Annotated in this window: 14 protein-coding genes; 1 reads left to right on the forward strand and 13 read right to left on the reverse strand. The window is 60.7% G+C overall.

Going from position 1 to position 16,235, the window contains the following annotated elements; translation table 11 throughout:
- Positions 1 to 111: 111 nt before the first annotated feature.
- From trpE to H8B20_RS09545, 10 genes are all read right to left on the reverse strand, one after another.
- The gene (gene trpE, locus H8B20_RS09500) at positions 112 to 1,593 is read right to left on the reverse strand and encodes an anthranilate synthase component I (protein ID WP_042561369.1); all 1,482 of its coding nucleotides are present in this window, start codon (positions 1,591 to 1,593) and stop codon (positions 112 to 114) included.
- A gap of 70 nt (positions 1,594 to 1,663) precedes the next feature.
- The gene (locus H8B20_RS09505; RefSeq protein ID WP_042561370.1) at positions 1,664 to 2,482 is read right to left on the reverse strand and encodes a phosphoglycolate phosphatase; all 819 of its coding nucleotides are present in this window, start codon (positions 2,480 to 2,482) and stop codon (positions 1,664 to 1,666) included.
- A complete protein-coding gene (gene rpe / locus H8B20_RS09510) occupies positions 2,479 to 3,153 on the reverse strand; it encodes a ribulose-phosphate 3-epimerase (RefSeq protein WP_042561371.1) in 675 nt (224 codons plus the stop codon). Before rpe ends, H8B20_RS09505 begins: the two co-directional genes overlap by 4 nt.
- A 114-nt stretch (positions 3,154 to 3,267) precedes the next feature.
- Entirely contained in the window at positions 3,268 to 4,416 is a 1,149-nt protein-coding gene (locus tag H8B20_RS09515) for an iron-containing alcohol dehydrogenase (protein WP_210622990.1), read from the reverse strand.
- Between the two features lie 224 nt (positions 4,417 to 4,640).
- Entirely contained in the window at positions 4,641 to 5,465 is an 825-nt protein-coding gene (locus H8B20_RS09520; protein WP_042561373.1) for an ABC transporter permease, read from the reverse strand.
- A gap of 12 nt (positions 5,466 to 5,477) precedes the next feature.
- A complete protein-coding gene (locus tag H8B20_RS09525; protein WP_210622991.1) occupies positions 5,478 to 6,725 on the reverse strand; it encodes an ABC transporter permease in 1,248 nt (415 codons plus the stop codon).
- A 194-nt stretch (positions 6,726 to 6,919) separates the two neighbouring features.
- A complete protein-coding gene (locus tag H8B20_RS09530) occupies positions 6,920 to 7,963 on the reverse strand; it encodes an ABC transporter substrate-binding protein (protein ID WP_042561375.1) in 1,044 nt (347 codons plus the stop codon).
- A gap of 48 nt (positions 7,964 to 8,011) precedes the next feature.
- Positions 8,012 to 9,136 (reverse strand): ABC transporter ATP-binding protein, encoded by a 1,125-nt coding sequence (locus H8B20_RS09535; RefSeq protein ID WP_042561376.1) that lies wholly within the window; start codon positions 9,134 to 9,136, stop codon positions 8,012 to 8,014.
- 331 nt (positions 9,137 to 9,467) lie between these two features.
- Entirely contained in the window at positions 9,468 to 10,097 is a 630-nt protein-coding gene (locus H8B20_RS09540; RefSeq protein ID WP_008147212.1) for a response regulator, read from the reverse strand.
- Positions 10,098 to 10,207: 110 nt separating this feature from the next.
- Entirely contained in the window at positions 10,208 to 12,604 is a 2,397-nt protein-coding gene (locus H8B20_RS09545) for a PAS domain-containing sensor histidine kinase (RefSeq protein ID WP_210622993.1), read from the reverse strand.
- Between the two features lie 73 nt (positions 12,605 to 12,677).
- Here H8B20_RS09545 and H8B20_RS09550 point away from each other — a divergent pair, with 73 nt between their 5' ends.
- Positions 12,678 to 13,667 (forward strand): alpha/beta hydrolase family protein, encoded by a 990-nt coding sequence (locus H8B20_RS09550; RefSeq protein ID WP_210622995.1) that lies wholly within the window; start codon positions 12,678 to 12,680, stop codon positions 13,665 to 13,667.
- Positions 13,668 to 13,737: 70 nt separating this feature from the next.
- Here H8B20_RS09550 and H8B20_RS09555 read toward each other — a convergent pair whose 3' ends face one another.
- The 3 genes from H8B20_RS09555 to H8B20_RS09565 are packed head-to-tail and all read right to left on the reverse strand — an operon-like array spanning position 13,738 to position 16,194.
- Positions 13,738 to 14,505, reverse strand: coding sequence for a TerB family tellurite resistance protein (locus H8B20_RS09555; RefSeq protein WP_210622997.1), 768 nt, complete (start codon positions 14,503 to 14,505; stop codon positions 13,738 to 13,740).
- Between the two features lies 1 nt (position 14,506).
- Positions 14,507 to 15,178: an N-acetylmuramate alpha-1-phosphate uridylyltransferase MurU gene (gene murU, locus H8B20_RS09560; protein WP_042561380.1), complete on the reverse strand. Its 672-nt coding sequence runs from the start codon at positions 15,176 to 15,178 to the stop codon at positions 14,507 to 14,509.
- Positions 15,175 to 16,194, reverse strand: a complete 1,020-nt coding sequence (locus tag H8B20_RS09565) for an aminoglycoside phosphotransferase family protein (RefSeq protein WP_210622999.1) — start codon at positions 16,192 to 16,194, stop codon at positions 15,175 to 15,177. Before H8B20_RS09565 ends, murU begins: the two co-directional genes overlap by 4 nt.
- Between the last annotated feature and the right edge of the window lie 41 nt (positions 16,195 to 16,235).

A 16,235-nucleotide genomic window follows, 5' to 3' on the forward strand; every position in this document is an offset into this window, starting at 1 on the left:
AAAACCCATGTGGGAGCGAGCCTGCTCGCTAAGCGGTGTATCAGCCAACCTCTATAGCGCCTGACACGCCCTCTTCGCGAGCAGGCTCGCTCCCACTGGGAATTGCGTGAATCAGACGTCCGGGGTTTGTTCAGCCAGGGCCACCGCGCGGAACATCGCGCGGCGTTTGTTCAGGGTTTCTTCCCATTCCAGCGCCGGCACCGAATCGGCGACGATGCCGCCACCGGCCTGCACGTGCAGCTCGCCGTTCTTGATCACGGCGGTGCGAATCGCAATCGCGGTGTCCATGTTGCCGTTCCACGCGAAGTAACCGACCGCGCCGCCATACACGCCACGCTTGACCGGCTCCAGCTCGTCGATGATTTCCATCGCACGAATCTTCGGCGCACCGGACAAGGTGCCTGCGGGCAGAATCGCTCGTAGCGCGTCCATCGCCGTCAGGCCTTCCTTCAACTGACCGGTAACGTTGGACACGATGTGCATCACGTTGGAATAACGCTCGATGACCATTTTTTCGGTGAGTTTCACCGAGCCGATTTCCGAGACGCGCCCCGTATCGTTACGACCCAGATCAATCAGCATCAAGTGCTCGGCGATCTCTTTGTCATCCGACAGCAAGTCTACTTCCAGCGCCAGATCCGCTTCTTCAGTAGCCCCGCGTGGGCGAGTGCCGGCAATCGGGCGCACGGTAATCAGGTTGTCTTCGACCCGCACCAACACTTCCGGCGAACTGCCGACGACATGGAAGTCGCCGAAGTTGAAGAAGTACATGTACGGCGTCGGGTTAAAGCAACGCAGTGCGCGGTACAGGTCAATCGGTGCAGCCTTGAAGTCGATCGACATACGCTGCGACGGCACGACCTGCATGCAATCACCGGCAAGGATGTATTCCTTGATGGTGTCGACGGCTTTTTCGTAATCGTTCTGGGTGAAACTGGAGCGGAACACCGGGTCGGCCGACTGCTGCTTGCTGAAGTCCAGACCACGACGAGGCGTGATCGGCTGGCGCAGTTGCTCAAGCAATTGCTGCAAACGCGCCTGACCTTGCTCGTAGGCATCGGCCTGCGCCGGGTCAGCCAGCACGATCGCGTGCATTTTGCCGGCAAGGTTGTCGAACACGACGACCGCATCGGAGACCATCAGCAGGATGTCCGGCACGCCCAGTGGGTCCGGGTTCGGGCATTTGCCCAGACGTTTCTCGACGTAACGCACGCAGTCGTAACCGAAATAACCTACCAGACCACCGTTGAAACGCGGCAGACCGGCGATGGTCGGCACGTTGTAGCGGGCCTTGAAGGTTTCGACGAAGGCCAGTGGGTCTTCTACGTCGTGGCTTTCGGTCTCGACGCCATCGACGGTGATGCTGACGTGATGGTCGTGCACCCGCAGCACAGTGCGACACGGCAGGCCGATGATCGAGTAACGGCCCCATTTCTCGCCGCCCTGCACCGATTCGAGCAGGTAGGAGTTGGGCTGGTCGGCCAGTTTCAGGTAGATCGACAGCGGCGTGTCGAAGTCGGCCAGGGTTTCGCAGGCCAACGGGATGCGGTTGTAGCCGTCAGCGGCCAAGCGCAGGAATTCTTCGCGGATCATAGGGTGCCTCGTGGTGTGAGGTGTCATCAGTCAGGTGTGCAAACGCGCCGGCAGGCCGGCCAGAAAAAAGTCAGGCGCGCCAACGCCAGCGGGCCAGGGCCTTGATGACTTTCATCCAGAGTTTGCGGGTGACCACCACGATGGCGTTTCCAGAAGGGGGTTGAACAGCGTCGGGCAACGTTATCCCACCGGCCAGATCCAGGCAACCGGGAATTAGCTTGCGCAGATCGTCAATCACCAGCGCCGGGGATTCCTCGGCAATCGGTCGGCCATGGTTGTAGCCGTAGCTGAGCGCCACACACTTGACCCCCGCCGCCTTCGCCGCCAGCACATCACTGCGCGAGTCGCCGACGAACAGCGATTGCGAGGCCGGGATATTGGCCATTTTCATCACGAAGAACAGCGCCGCCGGATCAGGTTTCTGCTGCGGCAGGGTATCGCCGCCGATGATCCACTTGAAGTAGCGGCCGATCTTCATCTGATCCAGCAACGGCGCGACGAAGCGCTCCGGTTTGTTGGTGATCAACGCCATGGCCACGCCCTGCTTTTGCAGCCATTTGAGGGTGTCGCGCACACCGGGATAAACCACGGTCAGTTCATGGCTGGCGCCGTAGGCTTGCATGAACACTTCCAGCGCGTGTTCGGCCTCGACGTCATCCACCGCCGAATGATCGATGCCGCCGGCCAGCGCCCGACGCACCAATACCGGCGCGCCGTTGCCAACCCACTCGCGCACCGAGTCAATGCCCGCTGGCTGGCGGCCAAGGCTGAGCAGCATCGTGTCCACCGCTGCCGCCAAGTCGGGAACCGAGTCGATCAACGTGCCATCCAGATCGAACATCACCAACCGTGGCAGTTTGCCCGGGAACAGCTGCTCAAAACCGCTCATGGGCGAGTCAGCGCCAGTTCGGAGCGCATCTTGTCGATGACTTCCTGATAGTTCGGCGCGTTGAAGATCGCCGAGCCGGCGACAAAGGTGTCGGCGCCAGCAGCAGCGATTTCACGGATGTTGTTGACGTTGACGCCGCCATCGATTTCCAGACGGATGTCACGGCCCGACGCATCAATGATCGCCCGTGCTTCGCGCAGTTTGTCGAGGGTGCCGGGAATGAACTTCTGCCCGCCGAAACCCGGGTTGACGCTCATCAGCAAGACCATGTCGACTTTGTCGATCACGTATTTGAGAACGTCCAGCGGGGTCGCCGGGTTGAACACCAGACCGGATTTGCAGCCGCCTTCACGGATCAGCTGCAGCGAGCGATCGACGTGCAGCGTGGCTTCCGGGTGGAAGGTGATGTAAGTCGCGCCGGCCTCGATGAAGTCGCCAACGATGCGATCCACCGGGCTGACCATCAGATGCGCGTCGATTGGCGCGGTAACGCCGTACTTGCGCAGTGCCGCGCACACCATCGGGCCGATAGTCAGGTTGGGCACGTAGTGGTTGTCCATGACATCGAAGTGGACGAAGTCGGCACCAGCGGCCAGAACATTGTCTACTTCTTCGCCGAGGCGGGCGAAGTCGGCAGAGAGAATCGACGGAGCAATTACGAAGGGCTGCATGACGCACCTTTTCTGAGCTAAATCACGATGGCGCGCATTGTATACCTCAAGTTTCCGCGCGCGCACCGTGACTGCGATGATTGGGTTGTGCCATGACCGCTAGTCGCCGACGGATCAGTACGCCGCGCGGTAGATCTTCTCGATATCCACGGCGCTGAGCTTGCGCGGGTTGTTGCGCATCAGACGCTCGATGCCTGCGGCTTCCAAGGCCATGGCCGGGATCGCGTCTTCCGGCACACCGAAACTGCGCAGCCCCGGGGGAATTTCCACCGCCGCGCACAAATCGGTCATGGCCTGGACGGCTTTGTCCGCTGCTTCAGTGGCGCTCAGATGCGCCGTTTTCACCCCCATGGCTTCGGCAATATCCTGCATGCGCTCGACGCAGGCCATCTTGTTCCAGGTCATGACATACGGCAGCAACAAGGCGTTACTGACGCCATGGGCAATGTTGAATCGCCCACCCAGCGGATACGCCAACGCATGCACCGCACCGACCCCGGCATTGCCGAATGCCATGCCGGCCATCAGGCTCGCGGTGGCCATGTCTTCGCGCGCTTGCAGATTGGCGCCGTTGGCGTAGGCCTTGGGCAAGGCATTGGCGATCAGTTTGATTGCGCCAATGGCGAGGGAGTCGGTAATCGGTGAGGCATTCACCGACAGATAGGATTCGATGGCATGCACCAGCGCATCGACGCCACTGGCAGCGGTAACGCTGCGGGGGCAAGTCAGGGTCATTTGCGGACTGACCAGCGCGACATCCGGTAATAGATAGTCGCTGACGATGCCCTTCTTCAATTGCGCGACCTTGTCCGAAAGAATGGCGACGTTGGTCACTTCCGAGCCCGTGCCGGCGGTGGTGGGGATGGCGATCAGCGGCGGGCCTTTACGCGGCACCTGGTCGACGCCGAACAGATCCTCCAGCGCGCCGTGGTAACCGGCATACGCCGCCACACTTTTGGCGATGTCGATGGCACTGCCGCCGCCGAGGCCGATCAAGCCGTCATGCCCACCCTCGCGGTACACGCGCATGCAATCTTCGACGATGGCAATTTCCGGGTCCGGCAGTACACGGTCGAAAATCTCGTACTCGCGCCCGCCCAATTGGCACAGCGCCAGCTCGACGGTGCCGGATTTGACCAGCGCGGCGTCGGTGACGATCAGCGGATTATCGATATCGAGGCGAGCGAGTTCGGCCGCCAGTTGCTCGATGGCTCCGGCGCCGGTGATCAGTTTGTGAGCGATTTTGAACTGGGAAAGACTCATCGTGCGCAGCCTCTTATAGATGTGGGAGCTGGGCACAAGATTAGCTGGGGATTTGGGGTTGTCTGCTATTCAGGGTGTGAATGACCCAAACATCTGAACACAACACTAATCAAAATGTGGGAGCGAGCCTGCTCGCGAATACGGTGTCTGGTTCAACTGATATGCCAGCTGACACACCGCTTTCGCGAGCAGGCTCGCTCCCACAGGGGGAATAGCGCGGATCCTTAAACCTGTGCGGTACGCAGTTTCTCACTCCGCCCACGCAACCATTCCAGGGTCAGTAGCAGGATGACCGAGAAGGCGATGAGCAACGTGGCTGCAGCGGCAATCGTCGGGCTGAGGTTCTCGCGAATCCCGCTGAACATCTGCCGAGGCAACGTCGCCTGCTCGGGCCCCGCGAGAAACAGCGTCACCACCACCTCATCAAACGACGTCGCAAAAGCAAACAGCGCGCCGGAAATCACCCCCGGTGCAATCAGCGGCAGGGTCACGCGACGAAATGCCGTCAACGGCGAAGCGCCAAGGCTCGCGGCGGCACGCACCAGGTTATGGTTGAACCCCTGCAACGTCGCCGAAACCGTGATGATCACAAATGGCACACCCAGCACCGCATGCACCACGATCAGAGAAAAGAAGCTGTTGCCCAGGCCCAGCGGCGCGAAGAACAGATAACTCGCCACGCCGATGATCACCACCGGCACGACCATCGGCGAAATCACCAGCGCCATCACCAGCGCCTTGCCGGGGAAGTCGCCACGGGTCAGGCCGATGGCCGCCAGCGTACCGAAGATCATCGCCAGCACGGTCGCGGCCGGGGCGACGATGATGCTGTTCTTCAGGGCGCGCATCCACTCGGCCGAAGCGAAGAAGTCCTGATACCACTGCAGCGAGAAGCCCTGCAGCGGGTACACCAGAAAACTGCCCGAGTTGAACGAGAGCGGAATGATCACCAGCACCGGCAGAATCAGGAACAGCAGAATCAAGCCGCAGAGGATCCGCAAGCTGTAGAACCATACCCTTTCGATGGGCGACATGTAAGGACTCAGCATTTCAAACTCCCCTTAGCTCAGGCGCAGGCGACTGGCGCCCACCAGCCAGCTGTAGATCAGATAAAGCACCACGGTCGCCAGCAGCAACAAGCCGCCCAGCGCAGTGGCCATGCCCCAGTTGATGCTGGTGTTGGTGTAGAAGGCGACGAAGTAGCTGACCATTTGATCGTTCGGGCTGCCGAGCAGCGCCGGGGTGATGTAGTAGCCGATGGCGAGGATGAACACCAACAGGCAGCCGGCGCCGACGCCTGCATAGGTCTGCGGGAAGTACACCCGCCAGAAACTCGCGAACGGGTGGCAGCCAAGGGAAATCGCGGCGCGCATGTAGGTTGGCGAGATGCCTTTCATCACGCTGTAGATCGGCAGGATCATGAACGGCAGCAGAATGTGCACCATCGAGATGTACACGCCGGTGCGGTTGAACACCAGTTCCAGCGGCTTATCGATGATGCCCATCGCCATCAGCCCGCTGTTGATGAGGCCGCCCGATTGCAGCAACACAATCCACGCCGCCACTCGCACCAGAATCGAAGTCCAGAATGGCAGCAACACCAGAATCATCAGCAGGTTGCTCTGACGCGACGGCAGGTTCGCCAGCAAGTACGCCAACGGATACGCCAGCACCAGGCAAATCACAGTGATGACCAGGCCCATCCAGAAGGTACGGGCGAAGATGTCGAGGTAGATCGCCTGGTCCGGGGTGGCCGGGGCGATTTCGCCGAGGTCGTCGATACGGTGATCGACTGACGCCAGCAAGTAATACGCGGTGATGTTACTGGTGTTGCGCTTGACCGCTTGCCAGTAGGCCGGATCGCCCCAACGTTCATCGAGGGCTTCGAGCGCTTCTTTATAAGAGGCCGGTTCGCTGGCGAATGGCAACGCCCGGGCAGTTTTGGTCAGCAGGCTGCGATAGCCGGCCAACTCCATGTTCAAGCGCTTGGACAAATCGCCCAAGGTCTGGTTTTTTCGCGCCTCGGCGAGGTCTTCACTCGCCGCTTTATAGACGGGTTCAGCGGGTAGGCCACGGCCGTCCCAACTGGCGATGGCCGCCACGGTGCGCGGCAGGCCGCCGACCACTTCCGGGTTACCGACGCTTTTGTAGAGCAGCGCCACGATCGGCACCAGAAACACCAGCAGCAGGAAAATCACCAGCGGCGCAATCAGCGCATGCGCTTTCCAGCGGTTGACCCGCTCGGCGCGCTTGAGCTTCTGCTTCAAGGTGGGGCTGGCGCCCTCGTTCAGGGGAACGGCGATGGCCATGACGTACTCCGCAAATCTTTGATCGTTACAGAGGTGGCGAACCACCTCTGTTGTGTTGGAACACAGCTACCTGTGGGAGCGAGCCTGCTCGCGAAGAGGCCATCACATTCAACATCTATGCTGGCCGATCTACCGCTTTCGCGAGCAGGCTCGCTCCCACAGGGGTAGGCAAGCCCACCATCACCAGGCCTTGCTTATTTCGCCGCCCAGGAATTGAAGCGCTGTTCCAGTTGCTCGCCGTTGTCAGCCCAGAAGCTGACGTCGATCTGCACCTGGTTGGCGATGTTTTCCGGCGTGGTCGGCATGTCTTTCAGGACGTCCTTGGCCAGCAGCGGTACGGCTTGAGTGTTGGCCGGGCCGTAGGCGATGTTTTCCGAGTAGGTCTTCTGCTGCTGCGGCTGTACCGAGAAGGCGATGAATTTCTTCGCCGCTTCCGCACGCTTGGCGTCCAGACCTTTCGGGATGGCCCATGCGTCGAAGTCGTAGATGCCGCCGTTCCACACCACTTTCAGGTTGGATTCTTTCTGCACCGCAGCAATCCGACCGTTGTAGGCCGAGCTCATGACCACGTCACCGGAAGCGAGATACTGCGGCGGCTGCGCGCCGGCCTCCCACCACTGGATGCTTGGCTTCAGCTCATCGAGTTTCTTGAACGCGCGATCCTGACCGCCCTTGCTGGCCAGTTCCTTGTAGACGTCTTTCGGCGCCACGCCGTCGGCCATCAAAGCAAACTCGAGAGTGTACTTGGCACCTTTGCGCAGGCCACGCTTGCCCGGGAATTTCTTGGTGTCCCAGAAATCGACCCAACTGGTTGGCGCGGTTTTCAGCTTGTCGGCGTTGTACGCGAGCACGGTGGACCATACGAAGAAACCTACGCCGCACGGCTGGATCGCGCCTTTGACGTAGTCTTCGGTCTTGCCGAACAGCGCAGGATCCAGTGGCTCGAACATGTCTTCGTCGCAGCCACGGGACAGTTCTGGCGACTCAACTTCCACCAGATCCCACGACACGCTCTTGGTGTCGACCATGGCTTTGACCTTGGCCATTTCACCGTTGTACTCGCCAGCAACGATCTTGCCGTTGCCCGCCGCTTCCCACGGTGCATAGAAGGCTTTGACTTGCGCAGCCTTGTTCGCCCCGCCAAACGACACCACGGTCAAATCCGGGCCAGCAGCCATTGCGCTTGCCGCACCCATCAGGCCCAGGGTCAGGGCGGTGAACTTCAGGGATCTCAACATTTATTGTTCTCTCCACGTGCAGGGTTGGTGTTGGTATTGCCGGGGCGATCAGTTCGCCTCTAAAAGAGGATCAAGCGCGCGAACGTGCTCGACCTGCCAGCCAAGCGGAACCACGTCGCCGACGCTGAGCCCTGGATCGAGCTCGGCAATCGGTTGTTTCACGAAGAAGTCGGTCTTGCCGCAGACTTCCAGGCGCACCCGGACGTGGTCGCCCAGATAGATGAATTCCGCCACCCTCCCTGAGAAGCGGTTAACGCATTGATCACTCGAACCGTTGAGGCTGACGCGTTCCGGACGGATCGACAGGGTCACCGGCTCGCCGGTCTGGCCGACGTTGACCGCCAGCGCCTCGACCTTCTCGCCACGACCCAACTCGACCACGCAGCGCTCGCCGTTCTGGCTGAGCAACCGGCCGTTGAGGCGGTTGTTCTCACCGATGAAGTTGGCGACGAAGGTGTTTTTCGGTTCTTCGTAGAGGCTGCGCGGCGGCGCAATCTGCTGGATTTCGCCCTGATGGAACACGGCCACGCGGTCGGACATGGTCAGTGCTTCGCCCTGATCGTGGGTCACGTAGACCACGGTCACGCCGAGGCGCTGGTGCAGGTGTTTGATTTCCATCTGCATGTGTTCACGCAGTTGTTTGTCGAGGGCACCGAGGGGTTCGTCCATCAGCACCAGTTGCGGTTCGAACACCAACGCGCGGGCCAGCGCCACACGTTGCTGCTGGCCGCCGGACAACTGCGCCGGATAACGCTGGGCGAAGGCATCGAGCTGGACCATGCTCAGGACTTTTTTCACCTTGTCGCTGACGTCGCTCTTGTTCAGCCCGCGCACGCTCAACGGGAACGCGAGGTTTTCGGCCACGGTCATGTGCGGGAACAAGGCGTAGTTCTGAAACACCATGCCGATGTCGCGCTTGTGCGGCGGCACGTTGTTGATCGAGCGACCGGCCAGCAGAATTTCACCGGCGGTCGGGGTTTCGAAACCGGCGAGCATCATCAGGCTGGTGGTCTTGCCGGAACCGGACGGCCCGAGCAGGGTGAGGAATTCGCCTTTGCGAATGTCCAGGTTGAGGTCTTTGACGATCAGGTTCTCGCCGTCGTAGCTCTTCTGCACTCCACGAAAGCTGACCAGCACATCACTGGCTCCTGCGCTTGTATCGACCTGGCTCATACCCACACCTTTGTTGTTGATGACTGCTTGTGTATCCAGCCTAGTGGCTGGCGGCAGCCACGCAAATCGGGGCGCAGGAGAGAATCGCCTCAGCCGTATGGAAGGTTGGGGGTAGGGATCGCCCTACAAGGATGGCGCGCATTGGCAAGCCAGCGACGAGCGACAAGCTGCGAGCCGCAAGAACCAGCAAAAGCGCCTGTCGCTAACAGATATGCCCACACAACCCCCCTGGTAGGAGCTGCCGAAGGCTGCGATCTTTTGATCTTGTTTTTTAAGATCAAGATCAAAAGATCGCAGCCTTCGGCAGCTGCTACAGAGGATCGCGTTCAGGTCAGAGAAGTTTGTGTTCCATCGCGTACTTCACCAGTTCCGCCAGTGAAGTGATATTGAGCTTCTGCATCAGCCGCGCCTTGTGCGTGCTGATGGTTTTACTGCTCAGGGCCAGCTGCTGGGCGATGTCGTTGACGTTGGCGCCCTGGGCCAGGCGCTCGAACACCGAGAACTCGCGTTCGGACAACAGCGAATGCAATGGCCGCGAATCCGTCAGGCCGACTTCGAAGACCATGCGGTCAGCCAGATCCGGATCGATATAACGCCCGCCCGCCGCAACTTTACGAATGGCAGTGAGCAGCAGCGCCGGATCACTGTCCTTGGTCGCGTAACCCGCGGCGCCGATCTTCAGCGCACGTGCGGCCATTTGCGCTTCGTCGTGCATCGACAGCACCAGAATCGCTGGCGGATTATTCAGCGCGCGGATTCGCGGTATCGCTTCCAGTCCGTTGACCCCTGGCATGGAGATGTCGAGCAAGACCACTTCGCACGGGACATGGCGCAGGGTCTCGAGCAATTGTTCGCCATTGCTCGCCTCCCCCACCACCAGCAGATCCTTGGCCAGGCCGATCAATTGCTTGATGCCTTCGCGGACAATGGTGTGGTCTTCGGCTACCAGTACTCGGATCACGTTCTTCTCCACTTAGAAATTCACGAGCAGGCTCGCTCCCACAGGGAAATGCATTCCAACGTGGGAGCGAGCCTGCTCGCGAAGAGGCCAGCATCAACACCACTCAACCATCAGGCTTCATCCACCGGCACCCACACCATCAGACTGGTGCCCTCGCCCGGCTCACTTTCAAGCGCAAACCGCCCGCCCATGATCAGCACCCGCTCACGTATGCCTACCAAACCAAACGAAGTCGGCCGGCCAGCAGCGGCGACAAATCCTACGCCATCATCGCTGACTGTCAGACACAATTCGTCGCCTGCCAGCACCAGCGTGAGTTCCACAGTATGCGCCTGGGCATGACGCATCACATTGGTCAGCGCCTCTTGCAGGATCCGGAACAAACCAATCGCCTTGGCATCACTGAGCGGTGGCAGATTGTCCGGTACCTGCACCAGGCACGGAATCTGCGTCCGCGCTTCGAATCTTCGCGCCTGCCACTCGATTGCCGAGGCAATCCCGGCATCGAGAATCGGCGGCCGCAACGCGGTCGCCACATCGCGCACCAGCTGAAACAGCTGGGCGATCAGACGTTTCATGCTGTTCAGCCGCTCGTGCAGACCGGGATCGAGTTGCGCGTAGGCCAATTCGCACATCGATGTCTCCAGTTTCAGCACCGTGAGCATTTGCCCCAATTCGTCGTGTACCTCGCGGGCGATCCTCGCCTTCTCTTCCTCGCGCACGCTTTCAAGGTGCGCCGACAGTTCGCGCAGTTGCTCGCGCGATGACGCCAGTTCCAGTTCGATGCGCTTGCTCTCGGTGATGTCCCAGACAATGCCGTCCCAGACATAAGCGCCATCTTCAAGCTGTCGGGTGATCGCCTTGATTTCGGCCCAACGCTGCACCCCTTGGCGCGTGAGGATTCGCCCCTGCCACGACCAGTCGCTATCGGTGTCCAGCGCCTGATCCTGGGTCTGGTGATAACTGGCCTTGTCGTCCGGATGCACCAGACTGCGCAGGCCCATGTCACGGTGAGCGATGGCCGCCGGGGCATAACCGACCAGACTTTCGCTGCCCTCGGATATATAGGCAAAGTCGATTTGCCCGGTGACTGGCGCCCGCTCCAGACGGAACACCAGCCCCGGCACGTTGGCGGCGATGCCTTGCAGTCGCGCCTCGCTTTCCTGCAACGCGGCCAGTGCACGACGACGGTCGGTGACGTCGGTGAGGTAAACCACCAGATATTCGCTGTCACGAAAGCGCAAGAAACTGAGCGACACGTCCGCTGGCAAAACACTGCCATCCGCGCGCACGCAACTGGTTTCGAAACTCTGCGGCCCTTCTTCACTGGCCCGCGCGCGTTTCCACAGGTTGAGCCAACGGTCCATGTGCAGGCCCGGTTCGAAGTCGATCAACGGCCGTTCGATCAGCCCACCCGAGGGGTAACCGAGCATGTTTTCTGCCGCCCGATTGGCGTACCGCACGTGGCTGTCCCAGTTGACCCAAAGAATGCCGACGGTGCTTTGATCGATGGAAAACTGCGTCAGCCGCAAAGCTTCTTCACTGGCTGCGCGCAGGGCAATGTCTTCCCGTGCGGCGAGCAGACGCTGTTCGAGACTGCGCTGCTGACGCCGCTGCCAGAACACAATCGCCATGCAACTGAGCAGCATGACGGCGAACAACAGACTGAGGTTCTGCCAAAACCCAGGCGACTCCGACAACCTCGGATACTTGGGTTGCAGCCATTGATTGTGCAGGCGTTCCAGATCCTTGGCCGGGATCGCCCGCAATGCGCTCTGGACGATACCGGCCAGCTCCGGCCAATCGCGCCGCGAAGCCACGCGCAGCAGTTGCGGCAGACCGATGTCGCCAACCACCACCAGTTCGGCGAACTCCGGTTCCACTGACAGCCGACCGAGCTGCGCTTCATCGACCACCGCGTAAGAGGCCTGCTGACTCAACAACAGCTGCAACGCCTGACGCTCCAGCGGCACGCCTTGCAGGTTCAGGTGTGGATAGTTGCCGCGCAAATAGTCGGCGGTGGTACTCGGCATGCGCACGGCGACGCGGGTCTGGCCGTCTAGTTTTTCCAGATCCACCACGCCGCTGGCCTTCTGATCGCTGACCACCAGTTGCGGCACGCGCATGTACGGATCGGAAAACTGCCACAGGCGCAGCGCACTGGGTGTCTGAGTCAGCCCTGGGGCGATATCGACTTCGCCATCGCGCACCGCCGCTTCCAATTGCGCCAGATCCTGAAAATTGCGCCAGCTCAGCTCAACATTGAGTGCCTGGGCGAGCAACTTCATCAGTTCGACATTGGCCCCGGACAACCGCTGCAAGCGTCGGTCGTATTGCGCGTACGGTGCCTGCAACACCAGGCCGACGCGCAATTCGTTGTGCTGCGCGAGCCATTGCTGCTCACTCGCCGACAATTGCGCAACGTGCGCCGGTGGCGCAGGCGCCGCCCAGCCCATCAAGGGAAACCACAAACAGCCGATAACCCACAGGCAGTGAAATCGCTTCATTGAAGTCTCTTGAACTGACAAATTCTGACCAACCCATTAGGCTGCCGGGATACTTTCTGGCCTGGAATAACCGATGCCCTCTGTTTACCGCCTGGCAATGCCAGCATTGTGCCTGTCGCTGATCCTGCCTTGTGCGTTTTCCGTCAACGCCGCCGATCCGGCCCCGGCCGCCGCAGCGGAAAAACCCGCTGAAGAAAAACCGGCCGAACGTCAGCCACTGCTTGAGCGTAGTCAGGAAGAAGCCGCAGCACTTGAACGTAAAGTGCCGGCGCAAGAACAGCAACAGTTGCAGGCGGCCAGTGAGACCTTCCTGGCCCTTTGGAAACCGGCCAACACCGCCGATCCCAAAGGCGCAGTGATTATCGTCCCGGGCGCGGGCGAGACCGCTGACTGGCCTCAAGCAATCGGCCCTTTGCGGCAGAAGTTGCCGAACGCCGAGTGGAGCAGCCTGAGTATTACCCTGCCCGATCTGCAAAGCGATGCGATCACGCCGCGGGTAGTCGAAGCCGCAGCGGCGCCGAAAGCGCCGGAAACTGGCAGTAAGGATGCCACCACGGCGCAACCCATCGAACAGGCCGCAGGCGGTGAGGCGGAAGTCGCCGATCAAGTGGTGGCCGAAACGACTGAAGAACAGTCCAAAGCCGATGCCGAACGGATCTTCGCGCGGATCGACGCAGCCATTGCCTACGCCGAACAGCAGAGCGCGCGACGCATCGTTGTGCTCGGCCACGGCACCGGCGCCTATTGGGCAGCGCGTTACCTGAGCGAGCGGCAGACAGCACAGGTGGAGAAATTTGTCATGGTCGACGCGCAGGCACCGGCCAAGGCCAAACCGCCACTGGCGGAACTGACGCCAACGCTGAAGCTGCCGACGGCGGATATCTTCTATATGGATAAACCGCTGGATCGCCATGCGGCGTTGGAGCGTATGCAAGCGAGCAAGCGTTTGAAGACCCCGGCATTCAGCCAGGTGGCGCTGAGGGCGTTGCCGGACAACAAGGCTGAGCAGGAACAGTTGTTCCGTCGGGTACGCGGCTGGTTGAATCCGCAAAATCCGGACTGACCAAGGCAAAAGCAAAAGATCGTCCGAAGGCTCGGGCCGCGATCGAACGATCTTTTGATCTTAAAAATGCCTAGCGAAAATCCCGCCGTTCACGAATCAACGTATAGGCACTGTGTAGTTCCCGAGTCCTCTCGGTCGCCTCACGCACCTGCGCAGGGGTCGCGCCGCTGCCAGCGATCTTGTCCGGATGATGACGACTGAGCAGTCGTCGATAAGCCCGTTTGATCTGCGCCGGCTCGCTGCTCGCCGACACGCCGAGCAAACGCATCGCTTGCTGATAAGTCACCGCGGCACTGACGATGGGCCGCTTACCCGGTTCGTAATCGCTGGCCAGCGCTTGCACCTGCTGAGGCGTCCAGCCCAGCCACTTGCCCCACTGCGCCAACAACTCGCGCTCACTGACGCCGGCCCGGCCGTCAGCCCAGACCATGCGCCAACAGGCACGCAACACGCCTTCGGTAGCATGGGGTTGCGCACTCAGACGCCGCAGATACCCGCGCAGATTATCGCCACCCGACTTACCGCGATTGAACGCAGCGATCGCCCGACGCATTGCCGGCTCGCTCATTTCCAGCGCGCGCATCTCGTTACGCGCCTGCTGAATATGCCCGTCCCTGACTTGCCCGTCGCTCTTGGCCAGACGTCCGAGCAACACAAACAGCAGTTCATCGTTGCGCAACATCGGCCGGCCGCCGAGCTTTTCCCTTAAATGCCCCCAGCTCTGCAAGTGCAGACGCCGATCCAGCGCCTGCCCCAACAACGCCCCAAGCATGGCCCCCGGAATGCTGGCGATTGCAAACCCCGCCCCGGCTCCAATCAGAGTCCCTGGCCACAACATATCAGCGACTCGCTTCTATCAAGGTTTCAGCTTCGGCCAGACGCTCATGCGTACCGACATCCACCCAATGACCTTTCAGGCGCTCGCCCGTCACCTCACCGTCCGCCATGGCTTTGCGCAGGAGCGGCGCCAGTTTGAAAGCCCCGTCCGCGCAGCCATCGAACAACTGCGGATGCAGCACCGCGATGCCGCTGTAGGTCAGCGTCGCCGCGTTCGGTTGGCCGTCGATGACCTGCCCTTCCACCAACGAAAAATCGCCGGTCGGGTGATGCGCCGGGTTATCCGCCAGCACCAGATGCGCCAGACCGTTGATCGGTTGATGCAGCACGCTGAAGTCGTAATCGGTCCAGATATCACCGTTGACCACCAGAAACGCATCGTCGCCAAGCAACGGCAGCGCACGGAAAATTCCGCCGCCGGTCTCCAGCGGCTCACCTTCCGGCGAGTACTGGATGCTCAAGCCAAACTGCGAACCGTCGCCCAGATAATCCTCGATCTGCTGACCGAGCCAGGCGTGATTGATCACGATTTCGTTGAAGCCGGCCGCCGCGAGGGCGCGCAGGTGGTATTCGATCAGCGGAACGCCGCCGGCACGCACCAGCGGTTTCGGAGTGGTCAGGGTCAGCGGGCGCATGCGCTCGCCTTTGCCTGCCGCCAGAATCATGGCCTTCATGCCGTCGCTCCGCCACGCAGGCTGGTAAACAGCGCTTGCAGTTCTGCCAGTTCGGGACGCCGAGCGATCACTGCTTCTATATAGGAGAAGAAACGCGGCACATCGGCGAGGTAGCGTGGCTTGCCATCGCGATGGCAAATCCGCGCGAAGATGCCGATGACTTTCAGGTGGCGCTGCACGCCCATGAGGTCGCTGGCGCGCAGGAAGTCTTCGAAGTCCGGCTGCACCGGTATGTTCAGCGCCGAGGCTTGCTGCCAGTAGCTTTCCAGCCAGCCGCGTACGCGCTCTTCAGGCCAGCTGAGGAAGGCGTCCTTGAACAGGCAGGTCACGTCGTAGGTGACCGGGCCATAGACCGCATCCTGAAAATCCAGCACGCCGGGGTTCGGCTCGCTGAGCATCAGGTTGCGCGGCATGTAGTCGCGGTGCACCAGCACTTTGGGCTGCGCCAGCGCACTGTCGATCAACAAGTCGCTGATGCGCTGCCACTGCTGCTGTTGGGTCGAATCGAGTTCGACGCCCAGTTCACGCTTCACGTACCACTCGGGGAACAGTTCCAGCTCGCGGCGCAGCAATGCAACGTCGTAACTCGGCAGCGGCGCGACCATCGGCAACTGCTGAAAAGCCAGCAGCGCCTGCAAGGCATCGCTGAATAATACGTCGGCATTTTCGCTGTCGATCACGTCCAGATAGGTCTTGTTGCCCAGGTCATTGAGCAAAAGAAATCCACGTTCGAGGTCTTCGGCATAAATTTTTGGCACATTTATTCCGGATTTCGCCAGCAAAAATGCGATATCCACGAACGGTTTGCAGTTTTCCTGGGGGGGCGGCGCGTCCATCACGACGAAACTGCGACCCTCGCCTTCCCAACGGAAGTAACGGCGGAAACTCGCGTCGCTACTGGCCGCGGTCAACGTGGCCGGGGGCACGGCGCCCCAGCCCTGATCTGCAAACAGGATTGCCAACTGCTCATCGAGCCAAACTTTCAGGTGTTGCAAGCGTACATCTTGGTCAGGCATTGCAAGGGTCTCCGACGGCGCTAGCCGTCAAGCGGGTCATG

Source organism: Pseudomonas sp. P42, assembly GCF_017973755.1.
In the GTDB taxonomy this organism is placed as follows: Bacteria; Pseudomonadota; Gammaproteobacteria; order Pseudomonadales; family Pseudomonadaceae; genus Aquipseudomonas; species Aquipseudomonas iridis.

Coding starts and splice junctions, on each gene's coding strand:
- trpE (WP_042561369.1), bottom strand. CDS start 1,593: ATGATCCGCGAAGAATTCCTGCGCTTGGCCGCTGACGGCTACAACCGC.
- H8B20_RS09505 (WP_042561370.1), bottom strand. CDS start 2,482: ATGAGCGGTTTTGAGCAGCTGTTCCCGGGCAAACTGCCACGGTTGGTG.
- rpe (WP_042561371.1), bottom strand. CDS start 3,153: ATGCAGCCCTTCGTAATTGCTCCGTCGATTCTCTCTGCCGACTTCGCC.
- H8B20_RS09515 (WP_210622990.1), bottom strand. CDS start 4,416: ATGAGTCTTTCCCAGTTCAAAATCGCTCACAAACTGATCACCGGCGCC.
- H8B20_RS09520 (WP_042561373.1), bottom strand. CDS start 5,465: ATGCTGAGTCCTTACATGTCGCCCATCGAAAGGGTATGGTTCTACAGC.
- H8B20_RS09525 (WP_210622991.1), bottom strand. CDS start 6,725: ATGGCCATCGCCGTTCCCCTGAACGAGGGCGCCAGCCCCACCTTGAAG.
- H8B20_RS09530 (WP_042561375.1), bottom strand. CDS start 7,963: ATGTTGAGATCCCTGAAGTTCACCGCCCTGACCCTGGGCCTGATGGGT.
- H8B20_RS09535 (WP_042561376.1), bottom strand. CDS start 9,136: ATGAGCCAGGTCGATACAAGCGCAGGAGCCAGTGATGTGCTGGTCAGC.
- H8B20_RS09545 (WP_210622993.1), bottom strand. CDS start 12,604: ATGAAGCGATTTCACTGCCTGTGGGTTATCGGCTGTTTGTGGTTTCCC.
- H8B20_RS09550 (WP_210622995.1), top strand. CDS start 12,678: ATGCCCTCTGTTTACCGCCTGGCAATGCCAGCATTGTGCCTGTCGCTG.
- H8B20_RS09555 (WP_210622997.1), bottom strand. CDS start 14,505: ATGTTGTGGCCAGGGACTCTGATTGGAGCCGGGGCGGGGTTTGCAATC.
- murU (WP_042561380.1), bottom strand. CDS start 15,178: ATGAAGGCCATGATTCTGGCGGCAGGCAAAGGCGAGCGCATGCGCCCG.
- H8B20_RS09565 (WP_210622999.1), bottom strand. CDS start 16,194: ATGCCTGACCAAGATGTACGCTTGCAACACCTGAAAGTTTGGCTCGAT.